Here is a 15,894-nt window from a genome sequence, read left to right as displayed (position 1 = left end):
CGCCCATCACACTCACTGCCATGAACCTGTCAGACAGGCAAACAGTCAAACCGATCCGGCGTGCCAATGCCATGGAGCTCGTCCTCGCCGAGCTGCGCTCGGAGATCGAGTCCGGCACCTTCCCCGTCGGCACCCGGCTGCCTTCCGAGGCGACCCTGGTCCGCGACCTGGGGGTCAGCCGCCCGGTCGTCCGTGAGGCGCTGCGGGCGTTGCAGGCGCTCGGCATGACGGAGTCGCAAACGGGGCGGGGCACGTTCGTGGTCTCCGACCGTGCCGCCGACAACCCGACCTTCGGCAGCTACTCCGCGCGCGACCTGGTGGAGGCACGTCGACATGTCGAGGTCCCGGCCGCCGGGTACGCCGCGGCTCGGCACAGCGGTGACGACCTCGACGAGATGCGCAGCCTGCTCGAACGGATGGAGCGCGAGGAGGACGGCGCGGTCTGGGTCGCGCTCGACTCCCTGTTCCACATCGCCATCGCCCGCGCGTCGGCCAACCCGGTCTTCGGCAAGGTGATCGAGGAGATCCGCGAGGCCCTCGCGACCCAGTCCGCCCTGCTCAACAAGCTCGACGAGACGCGGCGTACGGCTTCCGACGCCGAGCACCGCCTGATCGTCGACGCCATCGCCTCCGGGTCCTCGGACACCGCGGAGGCGGCGATGCGCGCCCACCTCGAGCACGTCGACGGCGCGCTCGAGGACATCGTCCGCGACCCCACCACCGACAGGAACACCGACCGATGACCCTGCCAACCTCTGCCGACACCGAAGCCCGGCCCGCCGACGCGGGCGACGAGGGCTACGGCAAGTCCCTGACGCCGCGCCACATCACGATGATCGCGATCGGCGGCGCCATCGGCACCGGCCTGTTCCTCGGCGCCGGCGGGCGCCTGGCCACTGCAGGGCCGTCGCTGGCGATCGCGTACGCCGCGTGCGGCCTCGTCGCGTTCATCGTCGTGCGCTGCCTCGGCGAGCTGATCCTCTATCGGCCGTCCTCCGGCGCCTTCGTCTCCTACGCCCGCGAGTTCCTCGGCGAGAAGGGCGCCTACACCGCCGGTTGGATGTACTTCCTGAACTGGTCGACCACCGGCATCGCCGACATCACCGCGATCGCGCTCTACGCGCACTACTGGTCGTTCTTCGCGCCGGTCCCGCAATGGGTGCTCGCCTTGGGTGCCCTGGTGATCGTGCTGACGCTCAACCTCCTCTCGGTGCGCCTGTTCGGCGAGATGGAATTCTGGTTCGCACTGATCAAGGTGGCCACGCTGGTGGTCTTCATGGCGATCGCGATCGTGCTCATCGTGACCCGGCACCCGATCGACGGCACCACTCCCGGACCCCAGCTGATCACCGATCACGGCGGGATGTTCCCCGCCGGCGTACTCCCGATGGTCCTGGTCATCCAGGGCGTCGTCTTCGCCTACGCCTCCATCGAGCTGGTCGGCGTCGCCGCAGGTGAGACGGCGGACCCGCGCCGCGTCATGCCCCGCGCCATCAACACGATCATCTGGCGCATCGGCATCTTCTACGTCGGCTCGGTCGTGCTGCTCGCCATGCTGCTGCCGTGGTCGGCCTACTCCGCCGACGAGAGCCCGTTCGTGACAGTGCTGTCCCGGGTCGGCGTACCGGGTGCGGGTGACGTGATGAACCTGGTGGTCCTCACCGCCGCGATGTCGAGCCTCAACTCCGGGCTCTACTCCACGGGCCGGATCCTGCGCTCGCTGGCCGCTGCCGGCACCGCTCCGCGCTTCGCTGCGGCGATGAACCGGCACAAGGTGCCCTACGGCGGCATCCTGATGACCGCCTGCGTCTGCGTCCTCGGCGTCGGGCTCAACTACGTCGTGCCCGCCCAGGCGTTCGAGATCGTCCTCAACCTGGCCTCGGTCGGCATCATCGCCACCTGGGCGATCATCCTGATCAGCCACACGATCTTCGTACGCCGCAGCCGCACCGGCGAGATCGAGCGTCCGGCCTTCCGGGTGCCGCGGTCGCCGTTCCCGCAGTTCCTCGCGCTGGCGTTCCTCGCCCTGGTCCTGATCCTGATGTTCTTCGACGACGTCGGGCGGATCACGCTGCTCGCGATGCCGGTGCTGCTGGCGGCACTGGTCGGTGGCTGGTTCCTGGTCCGCGACCGGATCGACAGCTCCGCGATGGAGGTGCGATGAGCGGGTCCCACCTCTTGCCGCAGATCGCCGAACCGGCGCCGATGCGGGTGCCCGCCCACGAGCCGCTGGTCGAGGTCTGGCGCGGCGAGATGGTGGAGGGCCTCCACCACGGCTCGGCCGTCCTCCTCGAACCCGACGGCCGAGTACGCCTGGCGGTCGGCGACATCGAGGCGGCGTTCTACCCGCGGTCGGCAGCAAAGCCGATGCAGGCGGTGGCGATGGTGCGCGCCGGACTCGACGTCAGCGACGACCTGCTCGCGCTCGCCGCGTCCAGCCACTCCGGCGAGGCGGTCCATCTGTCGGGAGCGCGCCGGCTGCTGGTCTCCGCCGGCCTCGGCGAGGACGCGTTGCGGAACCCGCCGGACCTGCCGTACGACCCGGTCGAGCGCGAGGCATGGCTGCGTGCCGACCGGCAGCCCAGCCAGCTCGCGCACAACTGCTCGGGCAAGCATGCGGCGATGCTCGTGACCTGCGTGGCCGCGCGCTGGGAGCACGACAGCTACCTCGATCCCAGGCATCCCCTCCAGGTCGCGGTCCGTACGACCGTCGAGGACCTCACCGGGCAACGGGCCGCGACGGTGACCGCAGACGGCTGCGGCACCCCGCTCTTCGGGATCTCGCTCCGGGGGCTCGCTCACGCCGCCCAGCGTCTCGTGCTGGCCCCCTACGGCAGCGCCGAGCACCGGGTCGCCGCGGCGATGCGACGCCACCCCGAGATGGTGGCCGGCAGTCGCCGCGACGTCACCACCCTGATGCAGGCAGTCCCCGGACTGCTGGCCAAGGACGGGTTCGAAGGAGTCCAGATCGCGGCGTTGCCCGACGGCACCAGCCTCGCGCTCAAGGTCGCCGACGGCGCCGATCGGGCCCGCCTCCCGGCGCTGCTCGCCCTGCTGGCCGACAGCGGAGTCGCCCCCGACCTCCTCGCCCCGTTCGCTCCTGCCGACCTGCGCCCCGCCCAAGCGCTCACCCCGACCCGTACCGACCCGACGGAGAAGCCATGACCCGACCGACCCGCCGCGAGCACGACCTCCTCGGCGACCTGGACGTTCCCGCGGACGCGTACTGGGGTGTTCACACTGCCCGCGCCCGCGCCAACTTCCCCATCACCGGCACCACGATCGGCACCTATCCGCACCTGGTGAACGCGCTGAGCGCCGTCAAGCAGGCTGCCGCGCTGGCCAACCTCGAGCTCGGCCTCCTCGACCCCGAGCGCGCCCGGGCCATCGCGTCCGCATGCGCGGAGATCCGCACCGGCGCGCTGCACGACCAGTTCGTCGTCGACGTCATCCAGGGTGGCGCCGGCACCTCGACCAACATGAACGCCAACGAGGTCATCGCCAACCGGGCCCTCGAGCTGCTCGGTCACGACAAGGGCAGCTACGACCACCTCCACCCCAACGAGCACGTCAACCTCAGCCAGTCGACGAACGACGCCTACCCGACCGCCGTCAACGTCGCGACCATCGTCGCGGTCGGTGCGCTGGCCGACGCCATGCGCGTCCTCGAAGACGCGTTCGCCGCGAAGGCCGAGGAGTTCCGCGGCATCCTCAAGATGGGACGTACGCAGCTCCAGGACGCCGTGCCGATGACGGTCGGCCAGGAGTTCCGCACCTACGCGGTGATGCTGGGGGAGGACCGGCTCCGCCTCCAGGAGGCCGTCACGCTTCTGCACGAGATCAACCTGGGCGCGACCGCGATCGGCACCGGGCTCAACGCGCCCGCAGGCTATGCCGAGATCGCCCGACGTCACCTGGCCGAGATCACCGGTCTGCCGCTGGTCACCGCGCCGGACCTGATCGAGGCGACGCAGGACTGCGGGGCGTTCGTCCACCTGTCCGGCGTGCTCAAGCGGGTCGCGGTCAAGGTGTCCAAGACCTGCAACGACCTGCGACTGCTCTCCTCCGGGCCGCGAGCCGGGCTCGGTGAGATCAACCTGCCCCCGGTCCAGGCCGGGTCCTCGATCATGCCGGGCAAGGTCAACCCGGTCATCCCGGAGGTCGTCAACCAGGTCGCGTTCGAGGTCATCGGCAACGACGTCACCGTCACCATGGCGGCCGAGGCGGGCCAGCTCCAGCTCAACGCGTTCGAGCCCGTCATCCTGCACTCACTGGTCGGCAGCATCACCCACCTGGCTGCCGCCTGCCGCGTGCTCGCGGAGCGCTGCGTACGAGGTATCACGGTCAACGGCGATCTGACCCGCGCCCAGGTCGAGCGCTCGATCGGGCTCGTCACCGCGCTGAACCCCGAGATCGGGTACGTCGCCGCGACCGAGATCGCCCGCGAGGCGCTCAGCAGCGGTCGTGGCGTCGCCGAGCTGATCCTCGAGCGCGGCCTGGTCTCACCCGAACGGCTCGCCCACCTGCTCCGGCCCGAGCAGCTCGCCCACCCCGGCACCGCCGAGGAACCAGGCATGGCTGGGCCGGTCGGTTTGGATGTCGCCGGTGCGTGATGGGCGGACCACCTGACGGCGCCTGGGCCAGGTCTCACCCATTGCGGGTGAAGGGAAGCCCTGCTGGAGGGCGAAGCATGTGTCTGCACCTTCCGAATGACAGGAGAACTTCTCATGAGCTTCTGGGACATCATCTGGTTCATCATCGTGTCCTTCGCCTTCGTGGCGTACCTGATGGTCCTGTTCAACATCGTCACCGACCTCTTCCGGGACAAATCGGTCTCCGGGGGTATGAAGGCCGTCTGGATGCTCGGCCTCATCTTCTTGCCGTTCCTCATCGCCGTGATCTACCTGATCGTCCGGGGCAAGGGGATGGCGGAGCGCCAGAACGAGGCGGTCCAGAACGTCCGGGCGGCTCAGGACGACTACATCCGCTCGGTTGCCGGCTCATCTCCCGCTGAGGAGATCGCCAAGGCTCAGCAGCTGCTCGATGCCGGGACGATCACCCAGGCCGAATTCGCCGCACTCAAGGCGAAGGCCGTGACGCCCTGACCGGGGACCGTGCTCTCGTCCTCCCGGGGTGAGGAATTCTGCTCGCGCGTGCCGCACGGTGATCTCGTCAGGTGCTTCATTCCTTTGTGCCGCCCGACACCGATGGACAGCACACGACAGCATTCCGAGGGACCCGGATGGACAACCTGTTGAAGGTCGTGCCGCTGGCGGTGGTGATGATCGCCGGTCCGCAGATCATCACGGCCATCATGCTCGCGACGAGCGAGAGGGCGCGGCGGAACTCCTATGCCTACGTCGCGGGCGCGATGGTGGCGTCCACCGCCGCCACGGCCGTGTTCTACTACGCGGCGCGTGCACTGGGTCTCGAGGGATCCGACGGAGATTCAGGCTCGGCCGTGGTCGACTGGCTCCTCGTGCTCGTGCTGCTGGTCGCGGCCGTGCGGGTGTTTCTCAAGCGGCACGACACCGAGCCCCCGAAGTACATGCGGAAGCTGCAGACGGCAACGCCCAGCGCCTCGTTCCGGATCGGCCTCCTCCTGTTCTTGATCATGCCGACCAATCTGCTCGTCACCTTCACCGTCGGCACGCTCCTGGCGTCCCAGGGGGAGCCGCTGTGGCGGTCGATCGGCTTCTTGCTCGTCACCGGGCTGCTGATCAGCTCACCTCTCCTGGTGCTGCTGCTGATGGGCAAGCGAGCCGACACTGTTCTGCCGGCCCTCCGGAGCTGGATGAACGCGAACTCCTGGGTGGTCAGCGAGATCGTTCTCGCACTGTTCCTGCTACTGCAGATCCAGTCGATCGTGAGCGCTTGACCCAGTGCGGCACCTGGTCGTCCGCTCCGGGTGATGCCCCGGCCCTCTCGGCCGTGGAAGCGTGATCGACCATGTCCACAAGCACCCAGCCACCGGGACTGCTCTCCGCCGAACAGCTCGGTCAGCTGCTCGAGCTGACCAAGCAGGCCGACAGCGTCGAGCTGAAGATGACCGTGCCGAGCGCCGAACGACCTCTGGCCGTGGCCGCCCTGGGGCTGGATCCGCTGGAAGCCCAGGTCCGGCAGGTGGTCTTCTTCGACACCGCTGACCTGGCCCTCAACCAACGCGGGGTCGTCGTCCGCGCCCGTCGGATCCAGGGACGCAACGACGACTCGGTCGTGAAGGTGCGGCCCGTGAACCCGACCGAAGTCTCGAAGGCGCGCAAGTCCAAGAACCTGACCGTAGAGGTCGATGCGATGCCAGGAGGCTTCGTCTGCTCGGCCTCGATGAAGGCGACCCTCGGCCGGACCGACGTCAAGGAGGTCGCCGCGGGCACGAGGGCGATCCGCAAGCTGTACACGAAGGAGCAGCAGAGCTTCTTCCGGGCCAACGCCGCCTCCGACCTCGAGCTCGATGACCTGGTGCGCCTTGGCCCGATCACCGTCCTGAAGCAGAAGGTGAGGCCACAGGGGTACGCCGGCCGGCTGGTCGCCGAGCTGTGGTTCTACCCGGATGGCTCGCGAATCCTCGAGCTCTCCTCCAGGTGCGCACCTGTGAACGCCTTCCAGGTCGCCGCGGAGCTCAAGGCGTTCCTGGTCAATCGTGGACTGGAGATCTCGGGCGACCAGCAGACCAAGACCACAACGGCGCTCGCGTACTTCGCAGGCGAGCTGGCCGCGTAGCCGCACCGGCGAGTCCGTGATCCTCATCCACCGCGGACGACGCCTCGTCGCTGCTTCGGCGCCAGGCTTGCTTCAGCTGTAGCGGCCAGGCACCGAGCGCGGGAAGTCGAGTTGAGACCATGGATCAGAACCCGCGGGAGCCGGCAGCCGCCGCCGCCGCCGATGCCCAGGCCTTCGAGATACGGGTCGCCGGCCTGGTCCCGCAGCAGGTCCTGGTGCAGCTCGTCGACGTCGAGACCTCGTCGCGAGAGATGAGAACCGTGTTGATCCGCCGGTGTCGGGACCAAGCCGAGCTCCACGGGTTCCTCGCGAGACTTCGGACCTTCGGTCTCGAGGTCGTGGAGGTCCGACGGCTCATCACCGGGACGGCGGACGAGGAGTCGAGCGAGGGTGACGAATGAGTGAGGCTGGGCCCGACGCAGAGGTCGTTTTCGAGCTGACCGTCGAAGGCGAGCTGGGTCCGGTGCTCCGTTGCGCGTTGCAACCGGATGTCGTGGAGCGGCAGTCGTGCACGGTCTTTCGAACCACGGCCGGCGCGGGTCTTGGACTGGCCGACCTCGTGGGCATGCTGGATGCGGAGGGGCTGACCGTGGAGAGCATCCGGGTGGCCGGCCTCCGATGAACAGCGAGGATGTGGGCCGCGAGGTCGGCGAGCCGCAAGCGGGACAGGAGCCGCGGTTCGGTCGCGGGCCCGGCGCGGTCGCCGGCGCCGTCTACGGCCTCGTCTCGATCATCGCCATCATCGCCGGAGCCTCACACTTCGACGACTCTGCCGGCCGAGTCCTCGCCTTCGCCGTGGTCTCCAGTGCCGTGATCTGGACCGTGCACGTCTACGCGTCGATCCTGGCCGGCTCGGGGTCGGAGGTCGCGCCGTGGCGCAGCGTACTCATCGCGGCCGTGCGCCACGAGATCGGAATCGTGGAGGGTGTGGTCGTTCCGCTGCTCATCCTGCTTCTCGGAGCGATCGGGTGGCTTGAGGACGGACGTGCCATCGCCTGGTCCATGTGGTCCGGCGTCGTGCTCCTGGTTCTCATCCCGCTGTTCTGGCTTCGTCGCACGGGCCGATCGTGGGCTCGGTCCTTGATCGCGTCCGGGGCGTGCGGGCTGCTCGGCCTGGGCCTGACCTGGATGAAGGTCCTGCTGCACTGACCCACGCGAGCTGACGCATACGGACTATGTACGGCACCAGGGCGTCGTACTAACGTAAAGAGTTCCTCGGGACTGACGTTCCCCCTGTTCAATCCGTTGGGCGCTCTGCGCACTGGTTCGATCTAGGAGGCACGTCGACGCGATGGGTCCTCACCCCGGCGATGGCTGGTTCGGCATCCCGACGATTCCCTCGGCGTACGTCCGGCGACCCCGCCTCTTACAGATGCTCGATCGCAGCGACGCGTGCCCGTTCGTGCTGGTCAGCGCGCCGGCTGGAACCGGGAAGACGGCCTTGGTGGCGGACTGGGTCGCGGCAGGCGAGGAGCAGGATCGCACAGCGTGGATCACCTTCGAGGGGACCGACGTCGCGTTCTGGCCGGGCCTCTTCGGGTGCCTCGAAAGCCTGGGCGTAGCGGTTTCACCCGATACGGTCCGCGGGGACGAGAGCCCGCTCGACCGCCAGGTTCGACGGACGGTTGCGGAGGCGGTCAGCTGCCAACCGGAACGGCTGACGGTCGTGGTGGACGGGTACGAACTGCTCTCCGCCGATGTGGCGGAAGATCTGGACTTCCTGTTGCGCCACACCGGCGACCGCCTCCGGCTGGTGATGGCGACGCGAGCCGATCCGGTGCTTCCGCTGTACCGGTACCGGCTCGATGACATGGTCGTAGAGGTACGGATGTCGGACCTGGCCTTCACCGACGAGGAAGCCGGCGAGCTGATCCTGCGGGCCGGAGTGAACCTGACGCAGGGTTCCGTGGGGGCGCTCAACGCCCGGACGAAGGGCTGGGCGGCAGGGCTGCGGTTCGGCGCACAGCTGCTGCGGCTGCGGCCGGATCCGGATGACGCCGTCGCGGAGATCGTCGGCGACACCGGCAACATCGCGGAGTACCTCGTGGGCGAGGTGCTGGCCGCCCAGAGCCCGGAGGTGCGGGCTCTGCTCCTGGCAACGAGCGTCCCGGACACCATCCAGCCGGGACTGGGCGAGGCGCTTGCCGGTCCCACGGCCGAACGTACGCTGACCTTCCTGACCCGGGACAACGTGTTCATCGAGCCCGTACCCGGCCGTACCGGTTGCTATCGGTACCACCCGCTCTTCCGGGATCTCCTCCGCGCCGTGCTCGCCTATGAGTCGCCTGATGAGATGAGGCGACTGCAGCGAACGGCGGCCGAGTGGTATGCCCACGACGGTCAGGTCACTGAATCTGTTGGTCACTTCGTCGCGATCGAGGCCTGGGAAGAGGCGGCCGCAGAGGTGGTCGACGACCTGGCAGTCGGCCAGCTGTTGCTCGACGACAGCACGAGTGCCTTGACCAGGTCCTTGCGGTCGATCCCGTCCGAGCTGGAGGACCCCGCATCCACCGTCGTGAGAGCAACCCTCGCGTTGGGGGCCGGTGACACCACCAGCTTCACCAACGAACTGGCTCAGGTGAGGATCGGGTCGGGCCAGCGTTCAGGGTCTCATCTCTGGGCCACGAACGTCTCGGTCCGGGTGCTGGAAGCCGTGGGCGCACAGGCGTCGGAGGACCCGAGCGAAGCGATGTCGCTCGCCACGGCCGCCGAACAGGCGTTGGATGCGCCAGACCGCGGGCCGAAGGGCAGCTCCCGCCCCGAGTTGATTGCACTCGTCATCCTCAGCAAGGGCATCGCGGCCCTGCGGCAGGGAAGGCTGGCCGCAGCCGACGCGATGTTCAAGTCTGGCGTCGCCGCGGCTGCGGCCGCCGGATCCGAGGCCGTGCTGGTGGAGTGTCTGGGCTACCAGGCCGTCATCGCCTGCCGCCGGGGCAAGCTCTCCAGGGCTGCGAAGCTCGGGGCTCGAGCGATCGATGCTGCCGAGCGCATCGGTGTCACCCCGGACCGGTTGGCCGCCACCTGGGTAGCCCTGGCCTGGGTCGAGATGGAGAGGTACGACTTGCGCCTGGCAGCCGATCACGTCCAGTCGGTCGAGCGGCTGGACCTGCCGCTGCGGGATCCAGTTCCACCTGCCTTCCTGGCCATGGTCAGGGCGCGCCTCCAGATGGCGCACGGTGACCGGCTGGGCGCACTCAACGGGCTCGAGCAGGCGGCTGCCGGGATCATGGACGAGCATGGCTGGCTGGGTCGGCAGCTACGCATCGAGCTCGCCCACGTCCGAGTCGCCGCTGGTGAGCCGGCGGCGGTGGCTCAGGTCGAGGGCCTCGACGACGAGCCGGAGGCGGCCCTCGTGGTCGGACTCGCTCAGCTGCAGCTGGGCGGTCCGAACGCCGCCAACGCCGCGATGTCCACGGTGTTGTCGAAGCGGGCTGCCGTGCCGATCCAGGTCTCCGGCTGGCTGGTCGAGTGCGCGCGTCGGCTCCACGACGGACCATCGGGTCGGGCACGCGTGGCGCTCGAGCGGGCCCTCACGCTGGCCTCGCCGGAACGAGTGCGACGCCCGTTCCACGAGGCGCCCTCAGTGGTGCGGCAGCTGCTCATGCGGGATCAGCAGCTGAGCGCCGAACACCAATGGCTCTTCGAGATCTCGATGGGCCCGTCACGGAGGTTGTCCGTCCGCAAGCCTGCGCTGGCTGCCGTCGCGGCGAGCCCATCGGAGCTTGTTGTCGAAGAGCTCACGGAGAAGGAGCAGGAGGTCCTGGGTCACCTGGCGGACCTCCTCACCACCGAGGAGATCGCAAGCGTCATGTACATCTCCGTCAACACGATTCGCACCCACGTGCGCAACATCCTTCGGAAGTTGGGCGTCACGCGCCGCAACGATGCCGTCAGGCGGGCACGCGAGTTGCGGCTTCTGCCGCAGTGAGCGGCCGGTCGCAGCCCATCCCGCGGATCCGGGTCATCCGTAGCGGATGAGGTGAGCGGAGCGGACGTCGTCCTACCGTCGGAGGGCTGGAGTCTCCAGCGGGAGAACCCGGAGGTACCCCGTGACCACATCGGACGTCAACGCCCCGCAGCCTGGGCTGAGCGTCGGGACGACGAGCGAGTTCAGCCTGTTCTTCCGGGTCAAGCCCGGTGAGGCGCCGTCCCTGCGCAAGGCACTGGTGGAGCTCCAGGACACCCCCGGCTACCGGCCGGGCGACTACGGGATGGCGATCCAGACCATCCACGAGGCGCGATTCGTGCTGTTCGACGACGACACCCGGCTGGCGTTCATCACCAGCTTCGACGGTCCGTGGGACGCCTACATGGAGGACTTCTTCACCTCGGGTCCGACCTTGGCCCTCTTCGACGTGATCTTCAGCCACGTCGAGGGGTACGACGGGCTGCCGGACGTCGCGGCCGTGCGCTCGTTCGTCCTGGGAGCGGAGCAGAGCGCCGCTGCATACGCCCGCAACTACGGCGGCACGGTCAAGGAGATCCGCAAGGCGCAGCGTGTGAACAGCGCCTTCCAGCAGGTCCTCGATCACCCGCAGGCCGGCGAGATCCTCGAGCACCCGGCGATGCGGCCCTTGCTCGACGAGGCCGGCGACTAGCCGCGCGAGCGGGGCGAGGCGAGGAGCAGCAGTGTCTGATCACATCTCTGGGCCGCGCGCCCTGGCCGATCCGATCGCGGACATCACCGACTTCTACGCATTTCCGGGCCCCGGCTCCCCGGGTCGCCTCGTCTTGGTGATGAACACGCTGCCGATGGCCAAACCCAACGAGCTGTTCTCGGCCGGGTTGCTCTACCGCTTCCGACTGAGGCCTCTGAGCGCGCCCGCCGCAGACTCGACCGGTGGAACGTTCGTCCCGGGCGACGAAGAGATGGTCCTCGACTGCGTCTTCGACCCACCCGAGCATGTGACGAACCCGGATACCGGTCGACCGGACCACGTGCAGCACGGCAGCTGCGTGACTCCGAAGGGCGAGAAGGTCACCTTCCGCGTCAACGACGAGTCCGGCGGCACCGGCGGCGGTGTCCGCGTCTTCGCCGGGGTGCGGTGGGACCCGTTCATCATGGACGCCCGCGCTGCGCTGGCCACGATCGCGACGCGCAAGCTCGCGTTCACCGAGGACGGGTCGATCTTCCTGGACGGCAAGAACGTGCTGAGCATCGTGGTCGAGATCGACACCGGTCTGCTGCCGGGCAGGATGCTCGTGGGCGTGGTGGCCGAGACCCTGACCCGCGGCGAGTTCAACGTCCGCATCGAACGGGTCGGCCGGCCCGAGGTGAAGAACATGATGCTGGCCCCGAAGGACTTCGACCAGGTCAACCAGGATCTGGAGATCCGCGACCTCTACAACATGGAGGACGCGTTCCACCTCGGCGAGTCGTACCACGGGGCTTTCCGGGCGCGCCTGGACGCCAACCTCGCGTTCTGGGACGGCCTCGACGGCAAGCAGGACTGGCCCCTCGGAGAGGACGGGAGCCACCCGCTGACCGACCTCGTCCTCGCCGACTACCTGGTCGTCGACGCCACCTTGCCGTACGCCGAGCAGGGGTCGTTCCTCGAGATCGAGCTGGCCGCCCGACGTGGCGAGCTGCATCAGACGTGCGGGGGCCGGGCCCTGAACGACGACGTGATGGACACCCTCTTCACCCAGCTCGTCAACGCGGGCCAAGGCCCCACGATCCGTGACGGCGTCGACTCCGCCAGCCGCCCGGCCACCACCACGTTCCCGTATCTGGTCGCGGCGAACCCGGATCCACCTGAACCTCCGGAGCATCACTGACATGGACGACGTGACCCTCGAGCTCGACGACATCCAGTCCGGTGCGCTGTTCGAGCGCCCCTCGCCGTACGTGGGTGTCTACCTGCTGCTCAGCATCCACGATCGCCGGGACGGCCGTGAGCTGGTCCGGCGACTGCACCGGCTCCTCACCGCCGCCGGCGAGGCCAGCGAGGAGGGCGAGACCTCGCTGACGGTCGCTTTCACCTACCAGGGGCTGAAGGCGCTCGGCGTGCCGCAGGCGTCCCTCGACAGCTTCGTCCCCGAGTTTCGGGAGGGCATGGCGGCTCGGGCCGAGATCCTGGGGGACGTCGGCGAGAGCAGTCCCGACCACTGGGAGAAGCCGCTGGGCAGCGCCGACGTCCACGTTGCGATCTCCGTGCTCTCGCCAAACGAGGGCCGGGTCCGGGCTGTCGCCGAGAAGGCCCGCCGAGCCCATGCCGACCTGTCCGGCGTCGAGGTCATCTGGCGCCAGGACTGCTACCAGCTCGCGACGGGACGTACGTCGTTCGGCTTCAAGGACGGCATCGGTCAACCCGCAGTCGAAGGAAGCGGCCGACCCGCCACGGACTCGCGCGAGCTCCCGCTCAAGGCAGGGGAGATCATCCTCGGCTATCCCGACGAGACGGGCGAGCTCGCTCCGATGCCGTCCCCTGAGGTGTTGGGGCGCAACGGCACGTACGTCGTGTTCCGCAAGCTGCACACCAAGGTGGCGGCGTACCGGTCCTACCTGCGGGCGAGGGCGACGTCGCGGGCGGAGGAGGAGCTTCTCGGCGCCAAGATGGTCGGCCGCTGGCAGAGCGGCGCCCCTCTCGCGCTTGCGCCGGAACACGACGCCCCTGAGCTCGGCAGCGACCCGTCTCGCAACAACGACTTCGCCTACGGAGACGACCCGCGCGGCTTCAAGTGCCCGGTCGGTGCCCATGCGCGCCGCGCCAACCCTCGCGACGCCTTGAACTATGAAGGCAGCGTCGACGTGCGGCTGCACCGGATGATCCGACGCGGCACCAGCTACGGCCCGGCACTGCCCGACGACGTGCTCGAGGACGACGGGGCCGAGCGCGGCATCGTGTTCGTGTTCGTCGGTGCGCACCTGAAGCGGCAGTTCGAGTTCGTGAAGACCCAGTGGCTCAACGACGGGATCTTCATCGGCGCCCCGCTCGAGTCGGACCCTCTCGCTGGAGCTCGCGAGGAGGCCGGCACGTTCACGATCCCGCAACGACCGATCCGGCGCCGGCTGCAGGACCTGCCGCCGTTCGTGGTCACCCGCGGCGGCGAGTACTGCTTCGCCCCGAGCCTGAGCGCGCTGCGCTGGCTCGCCGACCTGGAACCCGACGACCCTGCCACCCAGAGAGGAAGCAGATGAGCACCTCGAGCACCGACCGCTGGGAAGCACTCGATTTCGCCCCACCGGCCCCCGACATCGAGGAGACCGAACCGTCGGTCCTCCTCGACTACCTCTCCGACGGCGCCGTCGCCCGGATCACGCTCAACCGCCCCCATGCCGACAATGCGATCTCGACCGAGATGGGTGCCCGGCTGACCGAGGCCGTCGAGGAGATCGCGGTGCGGACCGGCGTACGGGTCGTCATCCTGACGGGCGCGGGGGATCGCGCGTTCTCGGTCGGCAGCGACCTGCGGCAGCGCAAGGCGATGACCAAGGAGGACTGGCTGCGGCAGCGCCAGGCCTTCGACCGCACCCTGTACACGGTGCGTCAGCTGCGCAAGCCGATCTTCGCCGCCGTCAACGGGATCGCGTACGGCGGCGGTTGCGAGCTGGCTCAGAGCACCGACTTCATCATCGCCTCCACCACCGCGACGTTCGGCCAGCCCGAGGCGATGCTCGGCCTGGCGGCCGGGGGCGGCTCGCCGGCGCTGCTGCCTCGCCTGCTGCCGCGCGGCAAGGCGCTCCAGATGCTGATGACCGGCGACCCGGTTTCCTCGGCGGAGGCGTACCGGCTGGGCATGGTCAACGAGCTGCACGAACCCGGCGACCTGGCGTCAGCGGCACTGGCGATCGCGGACAAGATCGCCAGCAACTCGCCGACCGCGGTCCAGGCGGTGAAGCGGGCCGTGCACCTGGGGGAGGGGCAGCCGATCGAGGAGGCCATCGCGATCATGATGGACGCCCACTGGCGCTCCGCGGTCCATCCCGACCGCGTCGAGGGCATCGGCGCCTTCAACGACGGCCGCGAACCCACCTTCGCCGACTCCGACTTCTGACCCGTCACCTGCCCCAAGGAGGCTGAACCAGCATGAACGTTGATGAAGAACTCGAGGCGGCCCGGGCCGCACTGGTGATGATCAACCCCGCGCCGTACAACGCCGAGGCGCCACCGACTGCCCTGGTCGGGGACCTCACGCCGGTTGAGCTCCACTACGTGCGCAGCAACTTCGCGGTGCCCGACCACGACGGCACCCTGAAGATCGGCGGCGCGGTCGGCAGGCCCATGACCCTGACGCTCGATGACCTGCGCGCGATGCCTGCCCACGACCGCACGGTCACCCTCGAGTGCGCCGGCAACGGCCGCCTGGAGATGAGGCCGCTGCCGACGGGGGAGCCCTGGGGAGACTTCGCCGTCTCCACCGCACAGTGGACCGGAGCCCGGCTCCATGACGTTCTCGCAGAGGTCAAGCCGGCGACCGACGGGGTCGAGCTCCTCGCCACCGGCGCCGACCACGGGTCGTACCACCTGCAGGCGATCCTCCCGGAGACCGACCAGGACAATCTCACCTTCACCCGCGCGCTGCCGCTGTCGCAGGCCACCGACCCGGATTCGGGGATCCTCATCGCCTACGAGATGAACGGCCGGCCCCTCGGTCGGGACCACGGCGCCCCGTTCCGGCTGATCGTCCCGCACTGGTACGCCGTCGCCTCCGTGAAATGGCTCGAACGCCTCGACGTCCTCACTGAGCCGTACACCGGCGAGTTCCAGACCGGTCACTACATCTACGAATGGCCCGACCAGCCCCACGAGCCCGTCACCCTGATGCGGGTCCGCGCCCGCATCACCGAGCCCGCACCCGGCTCGGTCCTCACCCAAGAGACCTGCACCGTCCGCGGGAAGGCTTGGTCGGGCACCGGTCCGGTCACGACGGTCGAGGTCAGTCTCACGGGCGAAGGCGACTGGCAGCCGGCGCGGTTGGAGCCGGCCGTCCCGGGCGACTTCGGGTGGCAGGACTGGAGCTTCACCTGGGACGGGATCGGCGTCGGCCGGCACACCCTTCGAGCCAGGGCGACCGACGCTGCCGGGAACGTGCAGCCCGATGTACCGCCGTGGAACCGCCTGGGCTACGGGAACAACGCCATCGAAGTCATCTACGTCGACCGACGGTAGCCCTCCAGGATGTGCTGCGCGCACACCGACATGGGCGCGGCACCTCTCGCGGGGCGAGGCT

At 69.0% G+C, this 15,894-nt stretch carries 16 protein-coding genes; all 16 read left to right on the top strand.

The window, feature by feature from the left end:
- Positions 1–71: 71 nt before the first annotated feature.
- The 16 genes from AB0F44_RS02425 (at position 72) to AB0F44_RS02350 (ending at position 15,833) form a co-directional block, all read left to right on the top strand.
- A complete protein-coding gene (locus AB0F44_RS02425) occupies positions 72–743 on the top strand; it encodes a FadR/GntR family transcriptional regulator (protein WP_357352288.1) in 672 nt (223 codons plus the stop codon).
- Positions 740–2,164 (top strand): amino acid permease, encoded by a 1,425-nt coding sequence (locus AB0F44_RS02420; RefSeq protein WP_357352286.1) that lies wholly within the window; start codon positions 740–742, stop codon positions 2,162–2,164. The genes AB0F44_RS02425 and AB0F44_RS02420 overlap by 4 nt, the downstream gene beginning before the upstream one ends.
- Entirely contained in the window at positions 2,161–3,165 is a 1,005-nt protein-coding gene (locus AB0F44_RS02415) for an asparaginase (protein WP_357352284.1), read from the top strand. The genes AB0F44_RS02420 and AB0F44_RS02415 overlap by 4 nt, the downstream gene beginning before the upstream one ends.
- Positions 3,162–4,613 carry an aspartate ammonia-lyase gene (gene aspA, locus AB0F44_RS02410; protein ID WP_357352282.1) on the top strand — a complete coding sequence of 484 codons (1,452 nt, stop codon included), beginning with the start codon at positions 3,162–3,164 and terminating at the stop codon, positions 4,611–4,613. Before AB0F44_RS02415 ends, aspA begins: the two co-directional genes overlap by 4 nt.
- A gap of 114 nt (positions 4,614–4,727) precedes the next feature.
- Positions 4,728–5,105 carry an SHOCT domain-containing protein gene (locus AB0F44_RS02405; protein WP_357352280.1) on the top strand — a complete coding sequence of 126 codons (378 nt, stop codon included), beginning with the start codon at positions 4,728–4,730 and terminating at the stop codon, positions 5,103–5,105.
- Between the two features lie 137 nt (positions 5,106–5,242).
- Complete coding sequence (locus AB0F44_RS02400) at positions 5,243–5,878, top strand: GAP family protein (protein ID WP_357352278.1); 636 nt, start codon at positions 5,243–5,245, stop codon at positions 5,876–5,878.
- A 71-nt stretch (positions 5,879–5,949) separates the two neighbouring features.
- Positions 5,950–6,720: a hypothetical protein gene (locus AB0F44_RS02395; protein ID WP_357352276.1), complete on the top strand. Its 771-nt coding sequence runs from the start codon at positions 5,950–5,952 to the stop codon at positions 6,718–6,720.
- A 119-nt stretch (positions 6,721–6,839) separates the two neighbouring features.
- A complete protein-coding gene (locus tag AB0F44_RS02390) occupies positions 6,840–7,121 on the top strand; it encodes a hypothetical protein (RefSeq protein ID WP_357352274.1) in 282 nt (93 codons plus the stop codon).
- On the top strand, positions 7,118–7,342 hold the full coding sequence (locus AB0F44_RS02385; RefSeq protein WP_357352273.1) for a hypothetical protein: 225 nt from the start codon (positions 7,118–7,120) through the stop codon (positions 7,340–7,342). Before AB0F44_RS02390 ends, AB0F44_RS02385 begins: the two co-directional genes overlap by 4 nt.
- A complete protein-coding gene (locus AB0F44_RS02380; RefSeq protein ID WP_357352271.1) occupies positions 7,339–7,869 on the top strand; it encodes a hypothetical protein in 531 nt (176 codons plus the stop codon). The genes AB0F44_RS02385 and AB0F44_RS02380 overlap by 4 nt, the downstream gene beginning before the upstream one ends.
- Positions 7,870–8,092: 223 nt before the next feature.
- On the top strand, positions 8,093–10,648 hold the full coding sequence (locus AB0F44_RS02375; protein WP_357352269.1) for a LuxR C-terminal-related transcriptional regulator: 2,556 nt from the start codon (positions 8,093–8,095) through the stop codon (positions 10,646–10,648).
- Between the two features lie 121 nt (positions 10,649–10,769).
- The gene (locus AB0F44_RS02370; RefSeq protein WP_357352267.1) at positions 10,770–11,318 is read left to right on the top strand and encodes a hypothetical protein; all 549 of its coding nucleotides are present in this window, start codon (positions 10,770–10,772) and stop codon (positions 11,316–11,318) included.
- A gap of 31 nt (positions 11,319–11,349) precedes the next feature.
- A complete protein-coding gene (locus AB0F44_RS02365) occupies positions 11,350–12,498 on the top strand; it encodes a DUF4331 family protein (RefSeq protein ID WP_357352265.1) in 1,149 nt (382 codons plus the stop codon).
- Position 12,499: 1 nt separating this feature from the next.
- Positions 12,500–13,861: a Dyp-type peroxidase gene (locus AB0F44_RS02360; RefSeq protein WP_357352263.1), complete on the top strand. Its 1,362-nt coding sequence runs from the start codon at positions 12,500–12,502 to the stop codon at positions 13,859–13,861.
- Positions 13,858–14,718 (top strand): enoyl-CoA hydratase/isomerase family protein, encoded by an 861-nt coding sequence (locus AB0F44_RS02355; RefSeq protein WP_357352261.1) that lies wholly within the window; start codon positions 13,858–13,860, stop codon positions 14,716–14,718. The genes AB0F44_RS02360 and AB0F44_RS02355 overlap by 4 nt, the downstream gene beginning before the upstream one ends.
- A 32-nt stretch (positions 14,719–14,750) precedes the next feature.
- Positions 14,751–15,833, top strand: coding sequence for a sulfite oxidase (locus AB0F44_RS02350; protein ID WP_357352260.1), 1,083 nt, complete (start codon positions 14,751–14,753; stop codon positions 15,831–15,833).
- Positions 15,834–15,894 lie beyond the last annotated feature (61 nt).

The sequence above is a fragment of the Nocardioides sp. NPDC023903 genome (assembly GCF_040639295.1).
Taxonomy (GTDB): Bacteria; Actinomycetota; Actinomycetes; order Propionibacteriales; family Nocardioidaceae; genus Nocardioides.
Note: the sequence above shows the minus strand (reverse complement) of the source record. Positions and strands in the feature narration are given on the sequence as shown.